The sequence below is a fragment of the Evtepia sp. genome (assembly GCF_056797215.1).
The window spans coordinates 4,176-16,581 of the sequence record NZ_JBQILM010000025.1 but is presented as its reverse complement, the minus strand read 5'-3'; the positions used below and the strand labels follow the sequence as shown (position 1 = coordinate 16,581).

General features: G+C 59.3%; 13 protein-coding genes. 12 read left to right on the top strand and 1 reads right to left on the bottom strand.

The genetic code is table 11. From position 1 onward, the window contains the following. Nucleotides 1-7: 7 nt before the first annotated feature. The 5 genes from ACTOZL_RS06945 to ACTOZL_RS06925 all read left to right on the top strand — a co-directional run bounded on the left by ACTOZL_RS06945 (nucleotide 8) and on the right by ACTOZL_RS06925 (nucleotide 5,253). Complete coding sequence (locus ACTOZL_RS06945) at nucleotides 8-586, top strand: SpoIIIAH-like family protein (protein WP_482477491.1); 579 nt, start codon at nucleotides 8-10, stop codon at nucleotides 584-586. Between the two features lie 157 nt (nucleotides 587-743). Continuing rightward, nucleotides 744-1,610, top strand: a complete 867-nt coding sequence (locus tag ACTOZL_RS06940; protein WP_482477490.1) for a sensor histidine kinase — start codon at nucleotides 744-746, stop codon at nucleotides 1,608-1,610. After that, nucleotides 1,607-2,956, top strand: coding sequence for a CCA tRNA nucleotidyltransferase (locus ACTOZL_RS06935; RefSeq protein ID WP_482477488.1), 1,350 nt, complete (start codon nucleotides 1,607-1,609; stop codon nucleotides 2,954-2,956). Before ACTOZL_RS06940 ends, ACTOZL_RS06935 begins: the two co-directional genes overlap by 4 nt. 403 nt (nucleotides 2,957-3,359) lie before the next feature. After that, nucleotides 3,360-4,838 carry an APC family permease gene (locus ACTOZL_RS06930; RefSeq protein WP_482477487.1) on the top strand — a complete coding sequence of 493 codons (1,479 nt, stop codon included), beginning with the start codon at nucleotides 3,360-3,362 and terminating at the stop codon, nucleotides 4,836-4,838. A gap of 58 nt (nucleotides 4,839-4,896) precedes the next feature. Continuing rightward, nucleotides 4,897-5,253, top strand: a complete 357-nt coding sequence (locus ACTOZL_RS06925) for a hypothetical protein (RefSeq protein ID WP_482477485.1) — start codon at nucleotides 4,897-4,899, stop codon at nucleotides 5,251-5,253. 261 nt (nucleotides 5,254-5,514) lie between these two features. Here ACTOZL_RS06925 and ACTOZL_RS06920 read toward each other — a convergent pair whose 3' ends face one another. Beyond that, nucleotides 5,515-6,255 carry an N-acetylmuramoyl-L-alanine amidase gene (locus tag ACTOZL_RS06920; protein ID WP_482477484.1) on the bottom strand — a complete coding sequence of 247 codons (741 nt, stop codon included), beginning with the start codon at nucleotides 6,253-6,255 and terminating at the stop codon, nucleotides 5,515-5,517. 125 nt (nucleotides 6,256-6,380) lie between these two features. Here ACTOZL_RS06920 and rsmA point away from each other — a divergent pair, with 125 nt between their 5' ends. The 7 genes from rsmA to ACTOZL_RS06885 all read left to right on the top strand — a co-directional run bounded on the left by rsmA (nucleotide 6,381) and on the right by ACTOZL_RS06885 (nucleotide 12,384). Continuing rightward, on the top strand, nucleotides 6,381-7,265 hold the full coding sequence (gene rsmA, locus ACTOZL_RS06915) for a 16S rRNA (adenine(1518)-N(6)/adenine(1519)-N(6))-dimethyltransferase RsmA (RefSeq protein ID WP_482477483.1): 885 nt from the start codon (nucleotides 6,381-6,383) through the stop codon (nucleotides 7,263-7,265). A 61-nt stretch (nucleotides 7,266-7,326) separates the two neighbouring features. After that, nucleotides 7,327-9,090, top strand: a complete 1,764-nt coding sequence (locus ACTOZL_RS06910) for a phosphoenolpyruvate carboxykinase (GTP) (RefSeq protein ID WP_482477482.1) — start codon at nucleotides 7,327-7,329, stop codon at nucleotides 9,088-9,090. Further along, entirely contained in the window at nucleotides 9,090-9,581 is a 492-nt protein-coding gene (gene ruvC, locus ACTOZL_RS06905) for a crossover junction endodeoxyribonuclease RuvC (RefSeq protein WP_482477481.1), read from the top strand. The genes ACTOZL_RS06910 and ruvC overlap by 1 nt, the downstream gene beginning before the upstream one ends. Before the next feature lie 23 nt (nucleotides 9,582-9,604). After that, nucleotides 9,605-10,204 (top strand): Holliday junction branch migration protein RuvA, encoded by a 600-nt coding sequence (gene ruvA / locus ACTOZL_RS06900; protein WP_482477480.1) that lies wholly within the window; start codon nucleotides 9,605-9,607, stop codon nucleotides 10,202-10,204. Nucleotides 10,205-10,217: 13 nt separating this feature from the next. Beyond that, nucleotides 10,218-11,258: a Holliday junction branch migration DNA helicase RuvB gene (gene ruvB / locus ACTOZL_RS06895; protein WP_482477478.1), complete on the top strand. Its 1,041-nt coding sequence runs from the start codon at nucleotides 10,218-10,220 to the stop codon at nucleotides 11,256-11,258. 158 nt (nucleotides 11,259-11,416) lie between these two features. Beyond that, nucleotides 11,417-12,052: a sigma-70 family RNA polymerase sigma factor gene (locus tag ACTOZL_RS06890; RefSeq protein WP_482477477.1), complete on the top strand. Its 636-nt coding sequence runs from the start codon at nucleotides 11,417-11,419 to the stop codon at nucleotides 12,050-12,052. Between the two features lie 56 nt (nucleotides 12,053-12,108). Next, complete coding sequence (locus ACTOZL_RS06885) at nucleotides 12,109-12,384, top strand: zinc-ribbon domain containing protein (RefSeq protein WP_482477475.1); 276 nt, start codon at nucleotides 12,109-12,111, stop codon at nucleotides 12,382-12,384. Nucleotides 12,385-12,406: the final 22 nt, after the last annotated feature.

Sequence of the window (12,406 nt, the reverse complement as noted above, 5' to 3'; positions counted from 1 at the left end):
ATTTTCTATGAAACTCTGGAAACGTAATGCCATCGCGGCAGCCATCGTCCTGTTCGTCTGCGGCGCCGTCTACCTGAATTGGAGCTATGCCCAGGACACCCAGGCAGGGAAGAATTTAGGGGAGGCCACCTTGGTGGGCAGCGATTCCCTTCTGGGCACCCAGGATGGCCAGGCGACCAAGGATAACGCTGGCGGGGAGGATGCCGCCACCCAGGACGGTTCCACGCCCTCCGGTACTTACTTCTCCACCGCCCGCCTCAACCGCCAGCAGGCCCGGGACAATGCCCTCTCCCTGCTCCAAGAGGCGGCCGGGGATGAGAAAGCGGACCAGTCCTCCATCGACGAGGCCAACGCTGCCATCCAGACCATGGCGGGCTATACCGTCACCGAGGCCCAGATTGAAAACCTCATCACCGCCAAGGGCTATGCCGACTGCGTGGCCTTCCTGGGGGAGGACAGCATCAGCGTGGTGGTCTCCGCCCTGGCCAACGGTATGACCGATGCCGACGCTGCCCGCATCGGGGAGATCGTCATGGAACAGACCGGCCTGAAAGCCGACCAGATCAAGATCATCGAGGCGGAGTAAGCCCAGCTGAAACAAACAATACAGCCCCTCCTTACAGAAGAAATGTGTAAGGAGGGGCTGTGCCCAATATTGGCACCCTGTGCCACGGCGGTGTTTCCCCTTCCATTTTTCGCCACCGTGGGGTATAATCAAAGAAAATTCCAGGGAGGCGAAGAACATGGGAAAGAAGGGAAGGGGGCTGCTGCTCCTGGGGAGTGGATTCCTTCTAGGGGCTGTGTGGGTCAGAGGACGGGGCCGCGCCCCCGATGGCCGCCCCTCCACGGCGGAGCGCTTGGGGGAATTGCGCATCCAGCGGGAGAAGGAGCGGCTGCGTCGGGCCTATGAGCATCAGGATAGGGTGCGCCGGGATTTCACCGCCAACGTGTCCCATGAGCTGAAAACACCCCTGACCTCCATCTCCGGCTATGCGGAGATCATCCGGGAGGGGTTGGTCAAGAGCGAGGACGTGGGCCCCTTTGCCGGGAAGATCTATGAGGAGGCCCAGCGGCTTATCACCCTGGTGGAGGATATTTTGAACCTCTCCCGCCTGGACGAGGGGGCCCCGCCCCGGGAGGAGATGGTGCGGGTGGACCTGTACCGCCTGTGCGAGGAGGCCATTGCCGCCCTGTCTGAGCCCGCCCGCCAGCGGGGGATTCACATGACCCTCTCCGGCCAGAGCCAGTTCGTGGAGGGCTCGGAGAAGATTTTGCGGGAAATCGTCTATAACCTCTGTGACAACGCGGTGAAGTATAATAAGGACCAGGGCAAGGTGGAGGTCACCGTGACCCAGGAGGGGAAGCGGGTAGCCCTCTACGTGGAGGACACCGGCATCGGCATTGCCCCGGAGGAGACCGAGCGGGTATTTGAACGCTTCTACCGGGTGGATAAGAGCCACTCCAAGGAGATCGGCGGCACGGGCCTGGGGCTGTCTATTGTCAAGCATGCCGCCGCCTGCCACAATGCCAAGGTGCTCCTGGACAGCCAGCTGGGCAAGGGGACCTGTGTAGGGGTCTTTTTCCATCCGGCCAGGGAGGTGCGGCCATGAAGCTGCCGCTGGCGCCCCAGGCGGAAACGGCCCTGGGCATCCTCCAAGGGGCGGGCTATGAGGCCTGGATTGTGGGGGGCTGTGTTCGGGACCTCCTTCTGGGCCGTACCCCCGAGGACTTCGACCTGTGTACCGCCGCCCGGCCGGAGGAGGTCAAGGACGTGTTTGCGGGCCATCGAATCGTGGAAACGGGCCTCCGGCATGGCACCGTGACGGTGCTGGTGGAGGGGATGCCCTTGGAGATCACCACCTACCGGGTGGAAAGCGGCTCCGCCGACGCCCGCCACCCGGACCAGCTCCGCTTTACCCACAGCTTGCGGGAGGACGCGGCCCGGCGGGACTTCACCGTCAACGCCATGGCCTATGCCCCTGGGCGGGGCTTGCAGGACTTTTACGGCGGCCAGGGGGACCTAAAAAAGGGGCTCCTGCGCTGCGTGGGGGAGCCAGACCGGCGCTTTCAAGAGGATGCCCTGCGCATCCTCCGGGCCCTGCGCTTCTCTGCCACCTTGGGCTTTGCCATAGAGGGGGAGACCCTGGCGGCGGCCCGGCGGCAAAAGGGGTTGCTTGTGGGGCTGTCCGCCGAGCGGGTGGCGGGAGAGCTGGGAAAACTGCTGGTGGGACAGGGAGCCAAAGGGGTCCTGCTGGACTACCCGGACCTGCTGGGGGTGGTGCTGCCGGAGCTGTTGCCCATGGTGGGCTTGGACCAGCGAAACGTCCACCACTGCTATGACCTGCTCACCCACACCGCTGTGGCGGTGGACCATACCCCGCCCCAGCTTGCCCTGCGCCTGGCGGCGCTGTTCCACGACTGTGGGAAACCTGCCTGCTTTTCCCTGGGGGAGGATGGCCAGGGGCATTTTTACGGCCACGCCCGGGAGAGCGCTGCCCTGGCAGAGACGGCCCTAAGGCGGCTGCGCTGCCCCAACAAGCTCCGGGAACGGGTGGTGAAGCTGATCCGTTACCACGACAGCCCGGTGGAGGAGAAGCTTTTGCGCCGCTGGCTGAACCGGCTGGGGGAGGAGGACTTTTTCGCCCTCCTGGCCCTTCAACGGGCGGACAGCTTGGCTCTGGCTCCGGCCTACCGGGGCAGGGTGGAGGCATTGGACGGGATAGAGGCCCAGGCCCGGAAGCTGCTCCAAGAGGCCCCCTGCCTGACGCTGCGGGACTTGGCGGTGAACGGCCGGGATCTGATGGCCTTAGGGCTGGAAGGAAGGGCCATTGGCGCGGCGCTGGACCGGCTCTTGACGGCAGTGCTGGTGGGGAGCTTGGCCAATGAGCGGGCGGCGCTCTTGCAAAATTTGACAGATTTCGATGCAAAGAATCCAGACAAAAAAGAGAAAAAATGAAGGAAAAGGGCGCAAAAACTAGAGAAAAGAGCGTTCGTCTGATAATTTTGCTAAAAAATCAAATTTTCCCTTTATTTTTTCTATACAGTGTGATATACTGTAGCCACTCAAAACGTTCGCTTTGTTTGCAAAACAACCAAAAGCGGATCGGGAGTGTTGGCTCAAGCAAGTATTGGAAGGGAGAGATGCAGTGACCCCAAACGGTAGAGAGAAAAGTACATTGCGTGAAAAACGCAACCCGGTTTTCAGTGTATCGTCCGTGAAGGAAGACATGGAAGGGTGCGCTGGAAAGGAAAGAAGATTCCAGCTGGTTGGGAAGTGAGCCGTCCACCAGTTTGGAAGCCGCGTGATATGCTTGTGGTCTCTGACGAGCATATAGCTTTAAGAAACGAGGTATTTTTTTATGAGTAATCAGGGAGAGAAAAAAGGCGTAAGCGCTATTGACTTTTTCTGCATTGGCTTTGGCGCTATCGTTGGTGTCGGCTGGGCCGTGTCTATCAACGGCTGGATGACCAACTGCGGCGGCCCCGTGCCCGCCGGTATCGGTTACCTGCTGTGCCTGATCATGATGGTCCCCGTGGCACTGTGCTACTGCGAATTGGTTCCTATGATGCCTGTCGCCGGCGGCGGTATGGCATTCGCCTTTAAGGCGTTTAACGAGAAAGTCGCCCTTATCTCCGGCTGGGCCGCATTTGGCGCTTTCGTGTTCATCATCCCCTGGGAAGCCATCCAGATCACCGACGTGCTGGGCTATCTGATCCCCAGCCTGAAGGAAGGCAACCCCCTGTACGTTGTGTTGGGCTCTGATGTCTATCTGTCCACCATCATCATCGGCGTGGTTTGCTCCATTGTAATCTTCGCCATCAACATGAGAGGCCTGGCCTCCGCTGCGCTGCTGCAGAAGGTGCTGTGCATCTTCCTCATCGGCTGCGCCATCGTGGGCGCCGTTGCAGCCCTCGTCGGCGGCAATCCCGACAACCTCAAGCCCATCTATGATGTTTCCGATCCCACCATCTATGGCACTGCGGATGGCCTGAAGTCCGTCTCCCATAAGTCCATGTTTGGCGGTTGCTTCGCCATCGTGTCCCAGGCTGCGTTCTTCCTGGCTGGTTTTGAGACCATTCCCCAGGGCGTTGAGGACGCTGGCGGTGACCTGAAGGGCGTTGGTAAGACCGTTGTTATCTCCGTGTCCATGGCTTGTATCTTCTATGCCGTGCTGCTGTTCTGCTTCGGCTATGGCTATAAGTGGCAGGAGTTTGCACATCTGGCTCGCCCCGCTGCCGCTTCCATGTTCCCCCTGCTGTTCCCCGGCACTGCGGGCACTGTTCTGTACTGGGTTCTGACCATCGGCGCTATTGCCGGTCTGTTCACCACCTGGAACGGCTTCTTCACCGCTTCCGCCAACCTGCTCATGGCGATGGCCCGTGGCCGTCTGATCCCCAAGCTGTTCGCCAAGCAGAATGCCAACGGTGTTGCTGTCAACGGCCAGATCGTCTGCCTGGTTCTGTCCCTGGCTGGTCCCTTCGTGGGCGCCAACATGATCGACCCGCTGACCACCTTCTCTGCCGCAGCTTTCATGCTGTCCTGGACCCTCACTGCTTGGTCCCTGGTGCTGCTGCGGAAGAACCATCCCGAGATGGAGCGCCCCTACAAGATCCCCGGCGGCATGGCCATGGGCCTGTTCGCTGCCATCTTGATGACGGTCATCCTGGTGTGCGCATTCATCCCCGTCAGCCCCTTCTATGTAGGCGACATGGCTGTGAAGATGTTCATCATCTGGATGGTCATCGGCATCGTGTTCTTCCTGGTCTCTGGTGGCCAGCGCAAGGGCTTGTCTGAGGCTGAGCTGGAAACAGGCGTGTTCGGTGAGCACAAGGCTTAATTGTAGCGCTCGTTTGAACTGCACCATCATTCATTCTCACGCATAAAAGGAGTTTACCATGCAAGAAGAAAGCGATATCCTGTTAGAAGTTGCGACCTCAGATGTTATCATAGTTGAGCTGTTGATTTACTGCGCTGCCAGTATTGCCATCCTCATGCTTATGAGCGCCTATGCCAAGAAAAAACTTGGCGGCGAACGGATGCTTGGTTACCAGGCCCTGACGGGGATCCGCACCATTTCAGTGATGATTTGCTGCGGCTTTACCTTTATCGTCGGTATGTTGTGCTTGACACAGGACTTCTCCTGCACCCGCGGCACGTTGACGTATTTTGGTTTGCCCTACCTTCTTGCGTTGATATTCTATATGTTCCAAATGTTTGGCAGGATTAAGGCCGAAAAAGGCCGGCACCTGTAAGCATCGTGAGAGTCAACCGCCGGACGCAAACGCGTCCGGCGGTTTTTATGCGGTATATAAAAAAGTGAAGCCCTTTTTGACGCAATAAGAATTGGCGGGTACCCGAAGGTACCCGCCAATTCCTTGTGTATCATTAGGAAGAGAGAGAAAAGAAAAGAGAGGATTTTTTATGATTGGCTTTTGACTACGCTATTAGGATACCATAGCGCCCCAAAGGAGAAGTGGATAATTTACTAACTTTGGGTGAACAAATTGTGAACGTTATTGCAGTTCAATGAACTCCTCTGCGGCATAGCCCACCTGGTCCCCAAATCGAATCAAATACCAGCCGTTGTATTCGTTGAGAACGACCACTTCAGCGCCGTCGTAGAGCTGGGCCACGATGTTGGTTCCAGTGCCCGGCTGGGCGTAAACGTTCAAGGAACCCCCTTCCAGTTGCACCACCCCTGGTACAGGGTTGGTGGAGGTGAAGAAGGGGATGGAGAAGAACTCCGTGAGAGCCAGGACGATGGTGCGGGCCATCTGGTCGATGTGGTTGATGATCCAATCCGCGTCCGCCTCGTTGTCATGAAAGCCCAGTTCCAGAAGCACCGAGGGGGCCCGGGTTAGGCGGACCTCTCCCAAGGTGGTGGTGCCCTGGGTGCGCACCAGATTGGGCAGGGGGTAAATGACCTTTAAGCCCTCCTCCAAAAATTCCGCCGCAGCCATGCCCCGGTTGCTGCCGGGAAAGTAAAAGATGATAATACCCCGGTTTTGCCCCGCCTGCTCCGCCCCAGAGGCGTTGCTGTGGAGGGCTAGGTGCAGGTCATAGTTGCCCTGGTTGGAGGCCTTGATGGAGGACCCTGCGGTCATGTCCGGGGTGTTCCGGCTAAAAAGGATGCCCGAGGCGGTGAGGTAGGGCTCCATGGCATCCGCCAGACGGTTCATCCACAGCTCTTCGGTGCCCACGTTGACGTAGGCATTATATTCCTGTGTAGAGGGAGATAAGTAAATTCTAGGCATGATGATCACACTCCTTTTCCTACAGTCTATGCACTGCCCTTCTCTCTTGCGCTTGCCCCTGCCCTGTGATAAGATAAGGATACAAGATGAGCGGCAGGGGTGGCCTGCCAGAGAGGACCGAGACCATGGAACTATGTGACTGGAGGGAGATCAAGGCGCTGCTGGACCGCCACGGCTTCCGTTTTTCCAAAAGTATGGGCCAGAATTTTTTGATTGCCCCCTGGGTGCCCCAGGAGACAGCGGCAGAGAGCGGCGCGGCCCCAGGAGTGGGGGTGTTGGAGATCGGCCCCGGTATCGGCCCCCTTACCCAGCAGTTGGCCCGGCGGGGGGAGAAGGTGGTGGCGGTGGAACTGGACCGCAGCCTCCTGCCGGTGTTGGAGGAGACCTTGGCGGGGTTGGGCAATGTGACCGTGGTGCCAGGGGACATTTTGAAGTTGGACCTGCATGCCCTCTGCCAGGAGCACTTTCCCAATATGCCGGTGGTGGTTTGCGCCAACCTGCCCTATAATATCACCACCCCCGTGCTCACCGCTCTATTGGAGAGCCGCTGCTTCCAGGCGGTAACGGTGATGATTCAACGGGAGGTGGCCCAGCGGATTTGTGCCCAGCCGGGGACAGCGGAGTTTGGGGCCTTTACCCTCCTGTGCCAGTTTTACGCGGAGAGCACGCTGCTCTACGATGTGCCCCCGGATTGCTTCTATCCTGCCCCTAAAGTGACCTCCTCGGTGATCCGTATGGAGGTGCGCCCCGCACCGCCGGTGGAAGTGGCAAATCCAGCCCTGTTTTTCCGGGTAGTCCGGGCCGCTTTCAGCCAGCGGCGCAAGACCCTTCTCAACGCCCTCTATGCCAATTTCGGCCAGCAGTTGGAAAAGGAAGCCCTGCGCGAGGCGCTCCTCGCCTGCGATTTGACGGAAAACATTCGTGGGGAACGCCTGAGCTTTGAGGGTTTCGCGGAATTATCCGGAAAAATCGACCAAATCCTTGAATCGGGACAGAAGCCGCTTGCATAAAAAGTTGCATGGGCTTATAATGGGAGAAAGACTTCGGAACTGCTCGAAGGAGGGCGTTTGAATGGAACTGACAAAGAATCGGACTGTGCTGGATTGGATCGACGCACAAGTGCAGCTTACCAAGCCCAGCCAGGTGGTTTGGATCGACGGCAGCGAGGCCCAGTTGGAGGCCCTGCGCCAAGAGGCCTGCGCCAGCGGCGAGCTTTACAAGCTCAACGAGGAGAAGCTCCCCGGCTGCTACCTCCACCGCTCCGACCCCACCGACGTGGCCCGGGTGGAGAGCCGCACCTTTATCTGCTGTGAGCGGCAGGAGGACGCCGGCCCCACCAACAACTGGATGGCCCCGGCGGAGATGTACGCCAAGCTGGAAAAGCTGTACGATGGCGCCATGAAGGGCCGGACCATGTATGTGATCCCCTACTGCATGGGTGTGGTGGGGTCTCCCTTTGCCAAGTATGGCATCGAGCTCACCGACTCTATTTATGTAGTGCTGAACATGGCCATCATGACCCGGGTGGGGGAGCAGGTTATGGGGCACCTGGATGAACAGTTCATCAAGGGCCTCCACTCCAAGGGGACCCTGGACCCGGAGGAGCGGTACATCGTGCAGTTCCCGGAGGACAACGCCATTATGTCCATCAACTCCGGCTATGGCGGCAACGTGCTCCAAGGGAAAAAATGCTTTGCCCTGCGCATCGCCTCCAACCTGGGCCGGCAAGAGGGTTGGCTGGCAGAGCACATGCTCATCCTGGGGGTGGAGAATCCCCAGGGAGAGGTGCGTTACATCACCGGTGCGTTCCCCTCTGCCTGCGGCAAGACTAACCTGGCTATGCTGATTCCCCCGGAGGGCTATCGCAAGAACGGTTGGAAATGCTGGTGCGTGGGAGACGACATCGCCTGGCTGCGCCCCGGTCCTGACGGCCGCCTGTGGGCGGTGAACCCGGAGAAGGGCTTCTTCGGCGTGGCTCCGGGCACCAACGCCCAGTCCAACCCCAACGCCTTGGCCACCACCCAGAGGGGGACCATCTTCACCAACGTAGCCCTGAACCGGGACGACGACACCGTGTGGTGGGAGAAGCTGGACAAGAATCCTCCCCACAATGCCTTGGACTGGATGGGCAACCCTTGGAGTCCAGAGACCGCCCAGGGTCCCGCTGCCCACCCCAACTCCCGCTTCACTGCCCCGGCAGAGAACTGCCCCTGTATTTCCCGGGAATTCAACAACCCCCAGGGAGTGCCCATCTCTGCCATGATCTTTGGCGGCCGCCGGGCCAAGACGGTGCCTCTGGTGTACCAGTCCCGGAGCTGGCAGCACGGGGTGTTTATGGGCTCCATCATGGGCTCGGAAAAGACCGCCGCGGCGGAGGGCACTGTGGGTGAGACCCGCCGGGACCCCATGGCCATGCTGCCCTTCTGCGGCTACCATATGGCCGACTATTGGCAGCACTGGCTGGACATGGAAAAGACCGTGCCCAACCCGCCAAAGATTTTCAACGTGAACTGGTTCCAGACCGACGACCAGGGCAACTTCATCTGGCCCGGCTTTGGGGAAAACCTGCGGGTATTGGAGTGGATTTTGAAGCGCTGCTTTGACGAAGTGGATGCCCAGGAGACCGAGATTGGCTATCTGCCCAAGCCCGAGGATGTGAACCTAGAGGGCGTGGACGTAGACCGGGAGACCTTGCAAAAGCTGCTCACCGTGGACCGGGTACGTTGGCAGGAGGAAGCTGCCGGCATTCACAATTTCTACGAACAGTTTGGTGGTAAGCTGCCCCAGGCCCTGATCCAGGAGCTGGAAGGGCTGGAAGCGCGGCTGAAGGGCTGATGCGCATTTTGGGCATTGACCCCGGCTACGCCATTGTGGGCTTTGGCATCCTGGACGCGGTCCAGGGGCAGGCCCGTCTGCTGCGCTGCGGGGCCATCAACACCCCGGCGGGGGTCCCCATGCCCCAGCGATTGGTTCAGATTCAGGAAGATATGGAGACTTTAATCCGGGAGTTCTCCCCAGATGTCATGGCCATAGAAGAACTATTTTTTAATACCAATGTCACCACCGGCATCGGCGTGGCCCAGGCCCGTGGTGTGATCCTGGCCGCCGCCGCCCGGCTGGGGGTGGGGATCTATGAATACACCCCCTCCCAGGTGAAGCAGGCGGTGGTGGGCTACGGCAAGGCGGAAAAACGGCAGGTGATGGACATGACCAAGCGTCTGCTCCATCTCCCTGCCGTCCCCAAGCCCGACGACGCGGCGGACGCGGTGGCCATTGCCCTGTGCCATGCCCGTTCAAATACCTCCCGCTTGGCGGGACTACACTAGAGGAGAAGGAGGCCGGCTCACCTGTGTTTTACTACCTGAAAGGGACCGTGGGGCATTTGGCACCCAACCTGGCAGTTTTGGACTGCGGCGGGGTGGGCTTTGCCTGTCATACCACCAGCTATACCCTCTCCTACCTGAAGGTGGGGGAGGAGGCCAAGCTCTATACCTACCTAAATGTCCGGGAGGACGCCATGGAGCTGTTCGGCTTTGCCACGGACAATGAGCGAAGCTGCTTTCAAATGCTCATCGGCATCTCTGGGGTAGGCCCCAAGGCGGCCCTGTCCATCCTCTCGTCCACCACGCCGGAGGGCCTAGCCACCGCCATCATCACCGGCAACGAGAAGGCCCTCACCGTGGCCCAGGGCATCGGAAAGAAAATTGCCCAGCGGATCATTTTGGAGCTGAAAGACAAGCTGGCCAAGGGCCAACTGCCCACAGAAGGGGAGCAGGGGGGCGTTGCCGTTACGGTGATCCCCCAGGACAAGGCCTCGGAGGCCTCCGCCGCCCTGGCTGTGCTGGGCTATGGGCCCGGGGAAATCAGTGTGGCCTTGAAGGGTATGGATTTGGAGGCCCTCTCCCTGGAAGAGATCGTCCGCCAGGCCCTGCGCCGGATGATGAAGTGAGGGGGCAGGCCTGATGAGTATCGACTTTTCCCAGGAAGAGAGCCAGACCCCTCTGGTGACCACTGCTCTCCTGCAAGAGGACGGGGCGGAGGGAAGCTTGCGCCCTAAGAGCTTGCAGGAATACATTGGCCAAAGGAAGGCCAAGGAGAATTTGTCCATTTTCATCGACGCGGCCAAGCTCCGCCAGGAGCCCTTGGACCATGTGCTCCTCCACGGCCCCCCAGGCCTGGGGAAAACCACCCTCTCGGGTATCATTGCAAACGAGATGGCCGTCAATATCCGCATCACCTCCGGCCCTGCCATTGAGAAGCCGGGGGATTTGGCCGCGCTGTTGACCAATTTGAATGAAAACGATATCCTCTTTGTGGACGAGATTCACCGGCTCAACCGGGCTGTGGAGGAGATCTTATATCCAGCCATGGAGGACTATGCCATTGACATTATCATTGGCAAGGGCCCCTCGGCCAATTCCATCCGGCTGGATTTGCCTAAATTCACCCTCATTGGGGCCACCACCCGGGCGGGGCAGCTCTCGGCCCCCCTGCGGGACCGTTTCGGTGTGATCCTGCGCTTGGAGCTGTACAGCCCTGAGGAGTTGACCCAGATCATCACCCGAAGCGCCGGTATTCTGAATGTCCCCATTGAGGAGGCCGGGGCGGCGGAGATCGCCCGCCGGGCCAGGGGTACTCCCCGCATCGCCAACCGCCTGCTGCGCCGGGTGCGGGATTTTGCCCAGGTCCGGGCTGGGGGTGTCATCACCCAGGGGGTGGCGGACCAAGCCCTCACTGCCCTAGAGGTGGACCACCTGGGATTGGACGAGGTGGACCGGCGGATGCTCCGCAGCATCATCACCCACTACGGGGGCGGCCCTGTGGGTTTGGAGACCCTAGCGGCTACGGTAGGGGAGGAGTCTGTGACCCTAGAGGATGTCTACGAGCCCTACTTGATGCAGATGGGCTTCCTCACCCGGACCCCCAGGGGCCGCTGTGTGACGCCCCAGGCGTATGCCCACCTGGGCCTACCCTTTCAAGGGCAGGAGCAGTTACAATTGTAGTTGAAAACAAGGCGATATGAGGATTTCGGATGGAAGAAAATGTGAAGTTGGCGGAAAAAGTTACACAAAAGGCAAGTTTTTTTCAGAAAATTTCGTATAAACTTGATAATTCCCTTGACTTCTACAGAGAATTCCTCTATAATCAGAGTTGAAAAAATATGGATACTGCGTATGTTACCAACAACAGTATGACAGATGAGCAGCTCTGTGCCCAAGCCGCAAAGGGCGACCGGAGCGCGGAAGAGACCTTAGTACTCCGGCACGTCCGCTTGGTTCGTGCCTGCGCCCGCCCCTTCTTTTTGGCAGGGGGGGACAGCGAGGACTTGCTCCAAGAGGGCATGGTGGGCTTGCTCACAGCAATCCGGGAATTTCAGGTGGATCGGGGTGCCGGCTTTCGTACCTTTGCCGCGCTGTGCATCCGCCGCCGGATCATCTCCGCAGTGCGCACTGCCGCAGGCGGCAGGCACTGGCCGCTCAACAGCGGAGTATCCTTGGAACCAGCCCTCTTTTTGGCGAACCAGGATTTGGCTCCCCTTGGCATGGCATACCGCAGACAGGAAAACCCAGAGGATGTTGTGATCCATCAAGAGGATCTCAGTGCGTTAGAGGCAGCCATCCAAAGCCGCCTGACAGACCTGGAAGCTCAGGTCCTTGCGCTGTATCTCAGTGGGTCTTCCTATTCTGAGATTGCCAAAGAGGTATCAAGGTCCACAAAGTCGGTGGACAACGCTGTGCAGCGCATCCGGCGCAAGATTGCACAGTATCTTTCCCGCGGCGGTTACAGCGAAAGCTGATCGCATATTTTATCGGACCCAAGCAGGGCCATCAAGTCAAAGAGAGGATTATAAGCATGTACGAAGACAAGACCTTAGTATGCAAAGAGTGTGGAAATGAGTTTGTGTTCACCGCTGGTGAGCAGGAGTTCTATGCAGAGAGAGGCTTCCAGAACGAGCCCCAGCGCTGCAAGACCTGCCGCGACGCCCGCAAGGCCGCGTCCCGTGGTCCCCGCGAGTACTTCACCGCAGTCTGCGCTTCCTGCGGCAACGAGGCACGGGTTCCCTTCGAGCCCAAGTCTGACCGCCCCGTATACTGCAGCGAGTGTTTTGCTCGCATGAGAGAAGCATAATTTGCAATACGAAAGCGTGGGG